Here is a 15230-nt window from a genome sequence, read left to right on the forward strand (position 1 = left end):
ACCGTTTCCAACAGGCGCCTTTCAGTCAGGGCTTCAGGGCCCGGTGGCCGCCTCGATACAGGATGCTGTGGCTCAGAGGGCATGGAGCAGGATCGGCTCGGTGGTGGGCTGCGGCGAACCCGCCGCCGGTTCCACCGTGATACCCAGGTGCGTGACGCCCTCCATCTGGCCCTCCACCAGCGCGACGCCGCTGCCGGGCATCATCCCGGCCGGGGTTGCCCCGTCCGCGGAGATCAGCCACAGCTCGTAGCCGTGCCCTTCCGGCGCGTCCGGCAGGTCCTCGCCGGAGACCGTCATGAGCCCCTCCGAGGGCGAGTAGGCCAGCACGACGGCGGCGCCGCCGACGGTCTGGGCCTGCGCGGCCCGCAGGTCCGGGGCCTCGAGGAGCCGGCGCATCTGCGCGGCGTCGTTTTGGGCCGCCGCCAGCTGCTGGCGCATCTGCTCCTGCTGGTTCTGCTGCCACAGCACGGTGCCGCCCAGGCCGGCGGTCGCCACCAGCAGCGCGGACGCGGCCAGGGCCAGGCCGCTGAACCAGCGGCGCTTGCCGGCGCGGCGGGAACGGCGGGTGGGGTCAAGCCACACCGGTGCGGCCTCGGGTGCCGGGACGGGTGCGGCCGCCGGAGCCGGTGTGCCGGCGTCGTGCTGGTTCCCCTGGTGCTGGTCCCCGTCCTGCTGGTCCGTGTGGGACCGGGCCGCGTCATCTTCCGCGGGCAACTGAGGAACGGAGCGGATCGCGGCCATGACGTTGCGCTTGAGGGAGGGCGGCGGGGTCTCGGCGACGGCCAGGCCCAGCAGGGCGGAGACGTCGGCGTCGAAGTCCGGCTCCGCGGTCTCCTGCCATTCACTGCCCTGCGAACCGCTGCCCCGCATACTGGGGTCCTGCAGGTTCTGGTCCTTGTTTTCCATCATGCCACCCCCATCCTGTTCCTCAGCTTGGCCAATCCGTCGCGTATCCGTGTCTTCACTGTTCCCAGCGGCACGCCGAGCCGCTCGGAGAGTTCCTGGTGGGTGAGCCCGTCGTAGTAGGCCAGCGCAATCACCTCGCGTTGGGCCTCGGGCAATTCGAGCAGGGCCCGGCGGGCCCGCTGTCCGTCGGCATTGAGGACGGCAAGATCCTCAACGTCGTCCTGCGCCTCCTGGAAGCCGCGAATACCCTCGCGCATATCGCGCGTGCGGCTGGCCTGTGAGGCGCGGACTCGGTCCACCGCGCGCCGGTGGGCGATTGCGGCGATCCAGGACAGCGCGGCCCCCCGGGCGGGGTCGTAGCGGGACGCTGTCTGCCACACCTCCACCAGGACCTCCTGGGCGACCTCCTCGGCTTGGGCCGCGTCGGCAAGAACGCGGCGGGCCAGGCCGTAGACCATGGGGGCGGCGGCGTCGTACAGGGCCTCGAAGGCGGCCTCATCCCCGCGTGCCGTGCGCGCGAGCAGGGCGTTCGGCGAGGTCGGAACGTCCGGCTCCCCGGTGGTCTCCGGTGTCCCGGGCGGCGCGTCCGCCCGGGAGGGCTGTGGCTCGTACATGGTGGTTAGCATCTCACGTCTTCCGCCTCGTGGGGTGTGAAAGCCGCGTGGGGCTGTGGCGTTGGGGCGCGGCCGCCGCCGCGTCCCCGCCCGCGGTCGGGGGCCGGGCCGTGCGGTTTTCCGCCCCGGCCCGGCCCCCGGCCGCACTCCCCTACCGCTCCCCTTGACCTGCCGGACAGGACCACCGGGCCTGGAGCCCTGCCGGTTCCGTGTCCGGCTGGTCCCCTGTCCTGCTGGTTCTGTGCCCGGCTGGTTCTCAGCCGGCTGCTTCCGGGCGGGCTACTTCTTGGCCGACGGCATCAGCACCGAGTCCACCAGGTACACCGTGGCGTTGGCGGTCTGGACGCCGCCGCAGATGACGTTGGCGCCGTTGACCTTGAGGTTGTCGCCGGAACCGGTGACCTCAACGTCCTGGCCCTGGACCGTGGCGTGGGTGCCCTCGACCTGGTCCGGGCTGAGCTGGCCGGAGACCACGTGGTAGGTCAGGATGGAGGTGAGCATGTCCGCGTCGGAAGCGACAGCCTTGAGGTCCTTCTCCGGGATCGCCTTGAAGGCGTCATCCACCGGGGCAAAGACCGTGAACTCGTCGCCATTGAGGGTGTCCACCAGGTTTACGTCCGGGTTCAGCTCGCCGGAGACCGCCGCGGTGAGCGTGGTCAGCAGCGGGTTGTTAGAGGCGGCAACCGCCACCGGGTCCTGGGCCATGCCGGCAACCGAGCCGTCCCCGTCCGGGACCTGCTTTGCGTAGTCCGCACAGCCGGGACCCGCCAGGTTGGCGGCCGGATCCATCATGGACTCGGACGGGCTGACGGAGGCGCTGGTGGGGGCAGCGGCGCTGGCCGGGGCCGAGGCGGCGCCCGTGGAGGAGGTGCCTCCGGAACAGGCGGTGAGTCCGAGGGCTGCGGTGGCTGCGAGTCCGAGCAGGGTGTTGCGGGCGATGGTCTTCATGGCGATCTCCTTCGATCCGCGGACCGGTGTCCGCTTCCCTTCCCGCCGGTCCCGGCGGGCTGTCGAAGGGGGTTCGGAGCGGAGGGGAAGGTGGATTGGAAGATTTTCGAGAGATTTTTTAGGCCTCAGCCCGGGCGGCCCTGAGAGTCGACTTTCGCCCCTCATGACTCCAACAGCCTGCCTGCCTGCCTGCCATCAGGCGCGTTGCATCTGGATACGGCTGCCGTTGCCATAGTCTCAGCGACATGAGCATCCCTCTACGGATCACCCTCACCATGGCCCAACGGCTCGCGGTGATGAGTCCTGCGGACAATATGCTGCGGGATCCCGCACCACTTCCACAGGCCGTGGTTCCGCTAGCTTCCTGGCTTACGGACGCTGTTACCCCGGATCAGCGTTGGGCGAAGCTTTTGATCGCGCAGCCGATGGCGGAACGGGTGGAACTCCAGTTGGGCGGTAAACGGACTGTTTCCGCAGCCGCCATCCCGGGCCTGAATCCGGCTGCCGCCCGAAAACTGGCACAAGTGATCGGGGCCGAGTGGGTGTGGTTGCAATCCAAGGCTGGGCGAACCGATGCCTGCTTCTCGGGTTCCCGGAGTCGCTTCACGCTGGGCAGGGCTGATGTGCTCGCGGCCCAGCACGGAGGGACCTTGGAGAAGACATTGCGCAATCGCGGCTTCGACTTCGCAATACCGCAGTGGACGAATGTCGATCGTCCGGGCTGGCACCTATCAAACCTCGGTGCGACCTGCCATTGCGGACGCAACCTCGTGCTCGTGGACTGGTGGCATGCCGAAGCCCCGCGGCGTGCCAACAGCCACTTCGTGGCCTGCTCTGCCCACGGCATCGTCGGTGCAGTGGAAGGCGCCCCATGGCGAAACCTAGTCCAACTCCGCCGCGAACTCGATGCGGCCTTAGCCGTCCAGGGCCCTGCCGCCCGCCGCTACAGCGTTTACGTGGTTGAGGTCCTTGGTCTTCCGCGCAGCAGCAAGCGTCCGGTGTACGTGGGCATGACCAGTAAGCCGATCCCGGTTCGGCTGGAGGAGCATGCCATAGAGGGTCATCCCCTTCAGGGAAGAGTCTTTAGGAAGGCCAAGGGAGGGCGGGTTGGTCAATTACTTGCCGAGGAGACCAAAAGCCTTCCCGAATTGCGTTCCCAATTGGCTGCCCGAACCGCCGAAGCATGGGTGGCCGAAGTCCTCAGGCTGCGTGGCTTCGACGTGCATGGCGGGCATTAACCACCCCAAGACCACCACGGCAAAACTTGAAGCCGGAGGGGACGCTATCTGCCTGCAGTCTCGGTTGATCAGGGTTGTCGTAAGCTTCTGGCCGCTTCTCCGACTTGCCGGTAAACCTTCCTGGCTTGCTCGCTTGACGCGACTCTATAAATGTCGCTGGCAGTCTTGACTGCCCGCTCAACCAGCAGCCGAGCTTCCGGGTCTTTGGCCAAGCGAGCTACGCGCTGTGCGACCGCGGCTGCCCTCTGCGCGGCCGGTAATGCCGCTCGAGCTGCACCGGTTGCAGCCCTCAATGGATTCTCGCTCATTCCGCATCCTTTTTGGCAGAGACTACAACAAGATTGGGGGTCCTGCAGATACGCTGCCCCACTCCGACATTGGCGCTATCGAAAGAACAGGGATAGTCGAAATCGAGCTTCATCTCGACGAATCGACAGTTATCCTCGACGGCAAAGTGGCGTTGCGTACCCCCTCAGTAGTGACTTCCGCCGATGAGCAAGTACTACGTACTACGGTCTATGGCCTGTGGTTGAATTGGTGCCGCTACCACCGTTTAGAGTGGATATCAGCTTGGGGAGGGGAAGACGTGACCACCGATAACACGGCGTCCGTGCCAGTATGGACACTCGCTACGGAGGCCGTGAGTGTGCCGAACGTGCTTGGCAATGAAAGCATGACACCGGCCCGGCTCGCAGAACTGCGAACTGTCCTCGCAACGCTTGCGGCTTCCCCCATCGCCACGCTGGAAGCGCATCCGATGCCGGCCACGCGCGAGCGCGCCGGTGGCATTGCGCTTCACGCAGCCAGTCCACTTGCCCAGCAGTTGTCGCAGCTCGTGGCCCGGACCGCGAAGTCAGTGCCTGCAGATCTGGACGTCGCCGCGACCGGTGAAGTGCTTTACCGGATGGTAGTACCGGCAAAGGTCGCCGCGCAGGTCGGTGAGGGACTCGTGAAGCCCATGGCTTCGAAGGCCGTGGCGGGAGGCGTATACAGCGCGCTGCGCGACTCCACCGGCATCGTAGCTAAGGCTACGTTTGTGCCCGTTGCAGGCAATACCGCTGTTGCAGGTGCGGCTACAGGTTCGGCTGCCACGGCTGGTGTGGCCGTAGCCAGCGCCGGGGCGTTGACAGTGGCCGCCCCTCTTGTGCTGATGGCCGTCGCGGTCAGCGTCAGTGCCTACGCCGATCACCAACGCCAGCAAGCGATCGAGCGAATCACCGACCTGTTGGAACAGTTGCGCGAAGACAACCTCGAGAAGGAACGCAACGGGTTGGACGGTTGCCGTGACGCGATCGACAAGGCAACATCGGTCCTCCTCGACCAAGGTAAAATCGGCCAATCTTTAGGACTGGATTCAGCCTCGCATGAGATCAGCACCGCGATCGCCGCAGCCAGGAATCGGCTCGCCAAATGGCAGGCTGCCCTAAAGGCGCTGCCCGAGGGCCCGGTTGATCTTGGTGTATTGACGAAATCATTCCCCGGGCTTGCCGAGGAAGGCGGCGAATTCCGCGCCCACTTAGAGCTTGCGCGACTCGCCATTGCTCTCAAACGCCGAGTGCTCGTGCTTCAAGCCGTTGAACACGCTCAGCGGGATACGAACAATCCGTTCAAGAGCTTCATCGGAGAATTGCGCGGCGACGAGCGTCGCGTTGACGAGTTGGAATCGGGCATCAACACGGTTCTCCTTCGACTGTCGGCTCTCGAGGTGAAGCGCCATGGCGGCTTCCGAATTCCCGCATTTACGCCGGGAGAGGTCGACTACCTGCTCCAGGCCGTCTATCGCCTGCGCGCCTTGGGCGATGGCCTCAACGCGGGAACCCAGCAAGCTGACGTAGTGATTGAGATCGAACGTAGCAGCGACGGATCGCTTGTAGTGTTCCCTGGAGTCGCTGCCTGACCGGGCGCCGTTCCCGCGACACAGCATCACGCCGGCGTAGTCGATTGCTTTCGTGCAAGAGGGAGTCATTCCCTGCAGGAAAGCAATCGACTATGCCGCAGTGCCCGCCAGGAATCGCCCGTAGGCCATATCCAAGAGTTCGCGCTTCGGACGTTCTCCGCGGGCTGACGGCAGCTTCATCAGAGGCTTACCGTGGAGTTCCTTAAGTCCATGCTGAAGCATCGGCCCGTCGACCTCTTCCAGTAAGTCAGGACGGATTTGCACGACATGGTCTGGCCGGATTCCCATGAGGAAAGAGTCAAAGGCAGCATGGTGGATCTTGCACAGGGCCATTCCATTCACGACGGAGGCGATGCCCAAGTCATGGGAATCTGGGATGATATGCGCTGCATCGAGGAGTTCCCTATGGCCCAGGTTGCAGACGGCGCATCTATCTTCGTAGGCACGCAAAACGGTCGAACGAAATACAGGCTGGTGCAACCTGACCTTTGTCTCGCGGCTCATGTAACGCTTGATCGTGGCCTGCAGGACGGTGTCTCCGTCGGTTGGCCGCCGTACGAAGGCCTCTTCATCCATGGGTGCAATGACGAATCGTTGGAGCTCGGGTTCTTCTTCGATGATGTAAACAGGACAAACTGCTTGAAACAGGGCGGGCTTCATCCCGACACCGATAAACCAGATCAATGGAAGTTCGAGCTCCATGGCCCGTCTCAGCGCACGGTTTTCCGCTAACGCCGGGTCATCTCCCCGCCACATGTATCGAATGAGACCATCAGCGCCAACGGTGTCATCGTAGGGCCTCTCTTTGCCCGGTGGTCGGTAGACCGTCTGGATCGATAAGGCGGCATCGAAGACCGCCGGCTTGCGAATCCCCTGTTGTGTGGGTTGCAGTCGAAAGGAATCACCCTCGAACTTAAAATCCAGAATTTCGTCCCTAGTCAAGGGAACAGCGCCATCATCGGTTCGAAATTTCAACCAGTCGATTGCCGTCTGCCGGAGCTTTAGTTCGCGAGCAGCTGCCCAAGTTCTTGCCACTGATACCTGCTTCCCTGCTGGGCGCCGCCTGCCCGGAGTCAGGTGACTCAGGGCAGGCGGGATACCGATATTGTCTCGCGGTAATGGATCTTAACTGGTGATTACCGCGCAGGTACGAGGGCCGGTGTCACACCGCGGACCGCGGCATCCAGAACTGGAAGTGCCTGCCGACCAAACTCGAAGAAATCGCTGGGGCACACCCGATAACCCGCTGCGGCCTCGATAGCGGCGCTCTCTGCCTCCAACTGCCTAGCGTCGGGCTCTTGCCGGTCCCGAAGCCACAGCGGATGCCCTACCAAAACGGCGACCTTTTCAGCATCTAGAACCAGCAGCGGTGCTGCGTCCGGCCCCACGAGCTCGACCCGAATCTCATTGTGGATTCCCTTGGCGACTGAACGGATCTCTTCGCTCCGTCCAAACCATCGGGAGAGATCCAACGACCGACCAGAAGACAGGTCGAGCATATCGAGCGCCAACCGCCAGTCCAGGACACCGTGCAATCGCTGGTTATCCCAGGATCGCAGGCAGTCGGGACAGGATGTGGAGCAGCTACTGTGGTCCGAGCCCTCGTATTCCTCCTGCAGGCCTGTTCTCGTTTCCTCGAGCAGCTGCCGGAAGACGTCTGCCTTCGCGATTTGAGCGGCATAGCCGGCCCCGTTGTCCAGGGTGTCTGCGAGGAATACGCGCGCCGTTGCAAGGGCGCCATTCATTCGGTGTTGCAGACCTGCCTGCATCTCCTGCGGATCAATATCCAGCTGCCGTTTTGCGGCTGTCCGCAAGACTTCCGCAAGCGACCAGAGGGCAGAGTGCCCTGCCGGAACGACGTGGCTCGCTGTTGGCATGAAACCACCGGGAGTCTTCAGCCGAGCGAAATCCACGGTCAGAGCGTCCGTAGTGCGGATCTCCCCAATGGCGCTCTTTCCGAGCTCGGTCCCGGTCGATGGCATGCCGTTCCACCCCCCACGGTAGAGGGAGGCGTCCGAAGCGACCACGGAATCGTCGTCGTCCGTCCTCACCAAATTGAACAAGCGTCCCCTATTGTCGTTGTACTGGAGAAGCTTGCCCTGTTCATACAGCCGGAGGTCCACGCTTTCGACTTCCACGAGTGAGGATTCCTCGTGCGCTGACACGAAGGTGGGCAGGCTCTTGGTCTGGGACCTCGACTGGTCGATGCGGTAGGGCCGGGCCTTGTAGGTGGTCCGGAAACCGAGCGGTTCATAGAGCGTGAACTCGTCCATTGCCGCACGGCAGTTTGGACATTCTGACATTGCGGGTCCATCGATCTTTGTGGTTGCGCATTGCGGGCAGCGGACGATCTCGTGCCGCTTGCCGAGCGGGTCAGTGGATGCCATAAACTTCCCCCTCCGCTCATAGTTCACAAAACCCGCGGCAACATGCACCATTCGGTCCCGGACAACTTCTGCTCCTGGTGCATAGTTGGTGATGGCCATGCTGAGGGGACGGTCTGAAACAATGTAGTGGTCCAGGTTCTTCACGCTGGGCTTCTTGTCCTGGTATAGGTTGCGCACCCTTGTGGGAAAACCAAACATCGGAAGCAGGCCGCCGAGCGCCAGCGATTTGCTGAGCTCTGGTTCCGAGATGTCGGGTTGGGCAAGAATCCGGTCGATTTCGGTGACGATGTCCTCCCGGGCCCAGCTCACGACGGCGGCCACGTCATCCGCCGACATCAAGGTATGTGACGCTAGCCGCTCCACGACCACGGAAATCTCGGGAGCTGTCTGCAACCATGCGGCAATTTCCTTGCGGTGACCTAGCCACGCGTCCACGGTCCCAAAGGTTCCGTGCAGGCTCTCCGGACCCCACTCCGGAGGGGCAGACAAGGAGGCGAACGCTCGTTTGAGCACTTCCGCTGCAACCACCCGCTGAAGAATTCGGATACGGCCCAGGTCAAGGAACGGCTGCGGCGGCAAGTCACCCGTCATGCGATAGGCGTGATTGAAGTAATACTCGTCATGGGCAGAGTCTCGGCATGACGTGATAGCGAACGAGAATGCCTGCCCTGCACGGCCCGCACGGCCGACGCGCTGCTGGTAGTTGAACCGCTGCGGCGGCATGTTGGCCATCAGGGTCGCGTTCAGCGAACCGATGTCGACGCCGACTTCCATCGTGGTCGTGACACTGAGAACGTCGAGTTCACAAGTCAGCTTGTTTTCCTTGGGCGCCGGAAGTTGCACGCCCTTGAACCACCGCTGGCGACGGCGCTGCTCCTCGGCAGGTTTCGTCTGGGCCGTCAACTCCGCAACGGCGATGCGGCGCACTTGCTGGTCAGCGAGCCAGCCGTAGTAGTCACTGCCCGCGTCGGCGCGTGTAGCGAGGGCAAGGTCGGTCGAATCACACCCCTTATTAGCGCAGACTCCCGCGGATCCATGTAGATGATTAAAGCCGCATCGAACACAGACCCATACTTCGCTACCGGCCATGGCGAACCGGACGCGACTTGTCCCCCCGTGAATTTGCAGAACCCAGCCGTCCGCCACCCCGGCATCCCGAAGGGTCGAGTAGACCCACAATTGCAGCGCATCCTGGTCCACGTCGTGGTGTTGAGCCACCTTGACCAGGAAGTCCTTGATCGCGGTGGGCGCCTTTGCATCCGGCTTGTCACCCGTCCACGACCCCTGGTAACGCCTTTCCAGTCCGAGCATACGCACGCAGCTCGCCAAGACTTGTGAGCCAATTTGCGACTCCAGGGGGCCAATGTTGCCCGCCGGGATATCTACACGGAACCATGCCAAGTGGGTCGATTCGACATCACGTCGGCCTGAATCGAAAATCTGCCGGGCCAGTTCGTCGTCGAGCATCTTCCTGAACCGGTCCTGCGCCTCGGCTGATGTCGCCGCATCGGCCTGGTCCCAAAGCCCCTTTTGAGGTGGAGTGAAGAATGTGTACCAAGGTTGGCCCGAGAATTGCTGCGCTGCCTGGGAGCTTCCTGCTGGGCTCAATCCCAGCTCGATCATCTGGGTTTCCACCCTCGCTCGAAGGTCGCCCCAGCCGATTCCGTCGGCGGCTTCACCCAGAGCCTTCGCAATCATCGCCTGCTGCTCATGGGAAGCGAATCCCTTGTCTTGAGCCATAACTGCCATCAGCAGAGCCGGGTCGGTAACGACGACATGCTTAGCCTGGGCCTGTTCCTGGGCAGACAGCGCTGATGGATCCTGGGAAAAGCGAGTTAGCAAATCGACGACGTTGAGCTCCGATGCCTCCTGAAGGCCTCGTCGGAGCATCTGGACCAAGATGTCGCCATACTGCCTGGTGGCGAGCGAAGCTGCCGTCCGTGCTGCGGAGTCCCGATTATCGGTGAAGACAATGGTTCTGTAGTCCTCCGGCCGCTCCCCGAGGGTGCGCGGCAACTGACGGAGATAGATCGACGTTGCCTGGGCAGGCGATGTCGCATGACCCTGAAGCGGTGTACTGGCCTGCCCCTGCTTAAATTCCTCGGTTTGCCGGTTGGACTGGCCGCAGTGGGGACATTTCGTGGGAACGGCCGGGGCGGCGCTGGTGTCGCCCTTGCCATCAATCTGGAGTACCCATCCGTTGGGGCGGTCAACCGCACCGATCTCCAACAGGCCCGCGGGACTGAGGCTCGCGGGGATCCAGCCAACCTTAAATCCCTGGATGGTCCACGGCTTGCCGGCACCCACCGGTTGGTCCATGTTCGAAGGCCAGAACCATCTGTAATTCTTCCGTTCCCGACGTGTGGCGAGACCTGGCGCATCAGCGAGGACTCCCGTAGGCGTAGCGCTCAAGGACTCAACGTGGTCCGGCAGGGCGAGGACGTAACCGGCAAGGCTCGCATCGCCGCATTCACTGCACATGATCAGTTCGAGCACGCGCGAGCCGCACTCGTCACACACAGACAGCGGCTGGCCGAAGAGTTTGCCTACCCGGCGGTGTTCGTCGCGCCGGTCGTCGGCGACTCCGGTGCACGTGGCATTGGTGCATGCCCAAAGTCCGGACAACACCCGCGCAAAGATGTGACCACGCAATGGGACAGACGTCGATCTACCGTTCGCGATGGCATTGAAAACCGCCGTCAGCCCAGCGAATCCGGGATCTTCCTGGCCAAACAGTCGTTCAGCGATGGTCCTCAGGTACTGAGCCCGGTACCTGGCCTCGTCGGGGTCGAAACAGGCAACAGCTACGGCCTCTGACAGTTCGTCCGATCGCTCAGCGAGAGTCCCCGCCGCTGTGGCAGCCAGGACCTCATCTCGGTCCAAGGGTAAGTTCGCAACGATTCGCTTCGGCTGCCCGGCGGTCACGGCGAACGTGGAACCAGCGACACCGAAGAATTGCTGGAGGAAGTCCAGCCCTGACTCACTTGCTTCCAAGGACGCGGAGGCAGCGACGATTCGTAGCTGGGGGCTATCAGGCTCCAGGCCCAACCGGTCGAGGATACGCCGCAGTAGGAGGGCCACCTCGCTTCCGGACGCACCGCGGTAAGAGTGCAGTTCGTCGACCGCCAATGTGAAAACGTGGTCCGGTGAAGCCTCCAGCCAGGCCCGGGTCTTCACAAAGACGGGATTCTCGAATTCCCGCATGAGAATGGCATTGATCATCGAAAAGTTGGAGACGAGGACGTCCGGCGGGTCATTGACCATGTCCCACCGGGTGACCATCTCATTGTTTGTTGGATCCGTGAACAGAGCCAGATCCGATTCCTTCACGGTTCCGGATCCACGCAGACTAGCGAACTCCTGTTCAAGCTCCTGGATTTCCTTGGCGACTGCAGTCACCATCGACCTGTCCGCGGAGTTCCTGGGTAGCCGGTTCGCTCCCGGCGTTGCCCCGGTGTAGCGGCCGAACCACAGCCGAGCCTCGGGTCGCTCCTCCGCGATTCGGCGGAAAGCGAGCCGGAGTCGGGTCAGTTGGTCTTCGACCAAGGCATTGGTCGGGTAGAGAATCATGGCTCGAACCGCTGCGGGCCGCTTCTCCCCCGCTCGCATACGCTGATATTTGGGGTCGGTCCCACGCCACCAGCATTCGACGGGTCCCGGTTTATCCCACCGTTCCGATTCCTCCACGAGCCTCAACAAGATCGGAAGCAGGAGTGCCTCGGTCTTGCCGGACCCCGTACCGGACGTGACAACGACGTTGTGCTTTCCTGCTTCGCCCTGCCCGCGGTTAATGAGAACGGATTCGGCCTGGTGATGGCGCAGCCCGAGCCTCTCGCCCTCTCCGACATAATCACGGAAAAAGGCGGAACCCACGCTCTGGGCGACGGCCTCCGAGTAGCCGGCACGTCCGGCGACGTCGAGAAGGTCGTCGGTGGTGGGATAGGGAAGGACCGGCTCTACGAGCGGTTCCCTGAAAATCTGGCCCTCCTTGCCCACGAGGTCTTCGCGGTCGGCGGTCAAACCCGGAGATCGAAGTCGATAGTTGGTATTGAAGTACCGGAGGAATGCTTCGCGCAGGTCGTTCGAAACACTGATTGGCTGTGGTTTAGAGGTCATGAGGTCAGCTTTCGAATCAGAAGGGACGCGGTCTCCGGGGTCAACCCGATGTAGCTCAATGAGTAGGAACGAAGATCTGAAGCGGGCAGCTTGCCCGATGCAAGCACTGCAGCCCGGCCATAGAGGCCTGGAAGGTCCGCGCCAAGCGGTACGCGGAGAACCATGGTTTCCGGGTTGTACGCCAGCAAGTGCCATCCGAGAGCGCTAGCCGCCAGGTGTTTCCCGAGCTCGGCCCAAACGCGTGCTCCGCTGCCTTCACCGATGTCCCTTTGCGTTCGCAAGAAGTAACCGGATCCGTAGACGCGCGGGAGGCGATACAGCCCGGGGACCGTCGCGTCCTCAATTTCCGCCCACGATGCATTTTGCAAGTTGAAGTACTCGTAGTTCGGGGCGGATGGAAACGACTGACGAGGCAATTCGCGGAGCACCTGGCTTAGAGGCGGCAGCACTGCGGCGAGCTTGTGAGCGGCGTGGGGGGTGATGTAGTCCGGCGAGACTAATTCGTCCGCGACAGCCGGCATCGCCTCGATCACGATGCCTTCGATGCGAGTCGTACCTTGCGTCGACGGATCGATCACGCTGATGTCCCCACCGGCGTTCTCCACGGCATCGCGAAGCTGATTCTTCTCCGGTTTTGTCCACGCGCCGGTCAGTATCCAGGACTCCTGCCCCAAGCCCGCGATCCCCTGGATCGCCACTTCCCACGCCAGGACCTCAAGCTCCTCATCCCGCTGCACTTCAATGACCGCGAGAGATTCAAGGGCATGCAGTAGTTGGCGTTCGAAGAGTGCTGAATCTTCGATCTGCCGGGCCAACATTGAAAAATCCCTGCGCGTTCCGCCTCCCATATATACAAGCGCGTCCAGGAAAGCGGTCCAGTTCGGGCCGGAGGCCTCCCTGACAGGAGGCTCCAGCGGCTTCCTCCAAGTGCTTTCCGGATGTTCGGACTTTGCCGCCTTCTTAAACCTGGTCGGCTGCCTCTTGCTCATGCCGCAGCCGAGGCATTCCCCGTACATCCACTCCGTCTTCGGGTACTTGCCGTCGAAGGTTGGAAAGATGAACCGATGTGTTCCAGTCACAATGCAGGAGTCGGCGGCAGGCCCGGGCAGACGCAGCTTTCCCCGCCTGGGCGTCACATTGCTTGGATCAGTCCAGGACAGCTTGGCAGAGACAGCCAGTCCCGACGCGCCGCTTTCGACGGGCTCAGCCTCGACACTGGACCCATCAATCCAGCCAATGGCTTCGTCGCTGTCCTCGACGGATTTCAGAGGCCAGAGCGGCTCCCCCACCGCATGGGCAAGATTGCGTGTTACCCAGGTTGTGTTCGCCTCGCCGGTCCCCGACCCGCGGAGTCGAATCTGCATGTTCTGAAGGTTCTTCGCTCCATGCCGAAGCGACAGAGTGAAATCGGCCAGGCCCGCGCGGAGGTCGTCGACAGGCAGCTCGACGGGGGGTTGTAGACCTTGGCGGACTCTCGTCTCGACATTGCGCAGCGACTCTGGATCACGTTCGATTCGATAAAGGTCAAGGGGAATGTCGTCGTCGGAGGTGACCACGAGCGTGAGTGATGCTGCGGCGCTCCAGCGCTGCATCCTGCCGGGCAATTTCAATCCACCCTGCAGCGACATCTGGGTCGTCAGGCGAGGCTGGAATGCGAAGAGATCGCGGCCCGCCAGGAGTTCGGACGCCGGTGACCGAAGGAAGGTGACGCCGAGATATCCGGTCCAGCCCTCGGGGATTCCCTGCTGTCCGCCGGCTACCTTGCAGAAGCCAGGTTGTGCTGCATCGTCGAGAATGGCATCGACCTTGACCTCAAGCTGGTCTGTTTGCTTAATAAGAATCCGTGCCTCGGAACCAGCGAGTGCACGGTCTACTTCGACGTAGGAGGCCGTTAGGGCGTCACGAACAAAGATGACAACGTTCTTCGGGATACGACGCAAGAGGCGGTCTGTCGCGGTTCTGATCTTGATGTCGCTACCGATCAGCGACAAGGAGTCAACGTCATTGCCTCCGAAGTCGATGCCGAGAGAGCCATTACCTGCCGCACGGAAGGAGACGCCGAGTTCGGCCCCGTCCTGGGTCTCGATGGTTCCGCTGCCGCCGTCTACGGCGCCGTGCATGGCAACGAGCCCGAACTTGGAAATCGATGACAGGAACTTGCGCTCGCTTCTCCATGTCAGGAGGCAGCGCGCCCCCCTGGCGCTCTGATTCCCGCCGGCGGAGAGGCCATCCGGCCCCTCCCACGTGGAGAACTGGGCGAGGGCCAGATCTGTGATTCGGTCACGACTGCTGGCCGTTTCCCACATCTTCCGCAGCGCCTGATTAGCGCTACTGCCCACCGAGCTGACCCACACATCCAACGCAGCGTTCATCTCCGCGGGAGGCACGGCCGTTCCCGCGACGAACCCCTGCTCATCGAAGAACTTCTCGAGATTACGGCGCTCTGTATCGCGAATGAGTGCCTGCGAAATCGGCAGGCCTACATACCGATGCATGAGGGCGTAGGCGCTTGGTAGGCCTCGTTCGCCGCCCTGATCCTCCAGCCAAACGCTCAGCGCCTCCCAATACGCCTCGGTGGATTCCGCGAACGAGAGTCGAAGCCGGGACGATTCACTCTTGGGCACATCCAACAGCGCTTCAAGCTGCGAATAGTATCCCGACGGCGTGGCATCCCCGTTGTTCCCCCGTGCACCCATGCTTTCCGCAGCGATGGACATGGCGGTCAAGAGGGCGATATGTGGTGGCAGCGGCACTTCGCCGTGGTCTCGGAGAGCTCTTCGGCGCTGGAACAGCCAGCATTTGGTCATTATGTCATACTCCGCAAAGGCCGCACGTTGGGTGCGTCGCCAGCAGATCCTGGACCTGACTGCACCGGCCAGCGATGCCAGCGCCTCATCGTCTGCATTTAGACCGAGGACCTCGCACGCTTTGCCGAAGGCATGGTCGTCTCGGTCCAAATACACAAGTTGGCCTGCACGCTCTTCGCTGAAGAACGCTTGGCCAAGCGCCTCATTCCACGATGCGTAGTCGACCGATCGCCGCTGAACCGGCGCCACCCTCAGCGCGGCGCCGGCATATCCCTCCCCCATTACTTCCCCCCGAAAATGACCCTGATCCGAATAGT

General features: G+C 62.7%; 8 protein-coding genes. 2 read left to right on the top strand and 6 right to left on the bottom strand.

The features are described 5' to 3' along the window. Nucleotides 1-72: 72 nt before the first annotated feature. From NCCP_RS10335 to NCCP_RS10345, 3 genes are all read right to left on the bottom strand, one after another. Nucleotides 73-909, bottom strand: coding sequence for an anti-sigma factor (locus NCCP_RS10335; protein WP_149957168.1), 837 nt, complete (start codon nucleotides 907-909; stop codon nucleotides 73-75). Next, complete coding sequence (sigK, locus tag NCCP_RS10340; protein WP_149957169.1) at nucleotides 906-1520, bottom strand: ECF RNA polymerase sigma factor SigK; 615 nt, start codon at nucleotides 1518-1520, stop codon at nucleotides 906-908. The genes NCCP_RS10335 and sigK overlap by 4 nt, the downstream gene beginning before the upstream one ends. 279 nt (nucleotides 1521-1799) lie before the next feature. After that, complete coding sequence (locus tag NCCP_RS10345; protein ID WP_149957170.1) at nucleotides 1800-2468, bottom strand: fasciclin domain-containing protein; 669 nt, start codon at nucleotides 2466-2468, stop codon at nucleotides 1800-1802. 245 nt (nucleotides 2469-2713) lie between these two features. Here NCCP_RS10345 and NCCP_RS10350 point away from each other — a divergent pair, with 245 nt between their 5' ends. Both NCCP_RS10350 and NCCP_RS10355 read left to right on the top strand, forming a co-directional pair. Then, nucleotides 2714-3706 (top strand): hypothetical protein, encoded by a 993-nt coding sequence (locus tag NCCP_RS10350; RefSeq protein ID WP_149957171.1) that lies wholly within the window; start codon nucleotides 2714-2716, stop codon nucleotides 3704-3706. Nucleotides 3707-4292: 586 nt separating this feature from the next. Next, nucleotides 4293-5603, top strand: coding sequence for a hypothetical protein (locus tag NCCP_RS10355; protein WP_149957242.1), 1311 nt, complete (start codon nucleotides 4293-4295; stop codon nucleotides 5601-5603). A gap of 90 nt (nucleotides 5604-5693) precedes the next feature. Here NCCP_RS10355 and NCCP_RS10360 read toward each other — a convergent pair whose 3' ends face one another. The 3 genes from NCCP_RS10360 to NCCP_RS15010 all read right to left on the bottom strand — a co-directional run bounded on the left by NCCP_RS10360 (nucleotide 5694) and on the right by NCCP_RS15010 (nucleotide 15195). Beyond that, nucleotides 5694-6638: an HNH endonuclease gene (locus NCCP_RS10360; RefSeq protein ID WP_216364701.1), complete on the bottom strand. Its 945-nt coding sequence runs from the start codon at nucleotides 6636-6638 to the stop codon at nucleotides 5694-5696. A 101-nt stretch (nucleotides 6639-6739) separates the two neighbouring features. Continuing rightward, complete coding sequence (locus NCCP_RS10365; protein WP_172627366.1) at nucleotides 6740-12106, bottom strand: DEAD/DEAH box helicase; 5367 nt, start codon at nucleotides 12104-12106, stop codon at nucleotides 6740-6742. Continuing rightward, on the bottom strand, nucleotides 12103-15195 hold the full coding sequence (locus NCCP_RS15010) for a hypothetical protein (RefSeq protein ID WP_172627367.1): 3093 nt from the start codon (nucleotides 15193-15195) through the stop codon (nucleotides 12103-12105). Before NCCP_RS15010 ends, NCCP_RS10365 begins: the two co-directional genes overlap by 4 nt. Nucleotides 15196-15230: the final 35 nt, after the last annotated feature.

Source organism: Zafaria cholistanensis, from assembly GCF_008580665.1.
GTDB classification, from domain to species: Bacteria; Actinomycetota; Actinomycetes; order Actinomycetales; family Micrococcaceae; genus Zafaria; species Zafaria cholistanensis.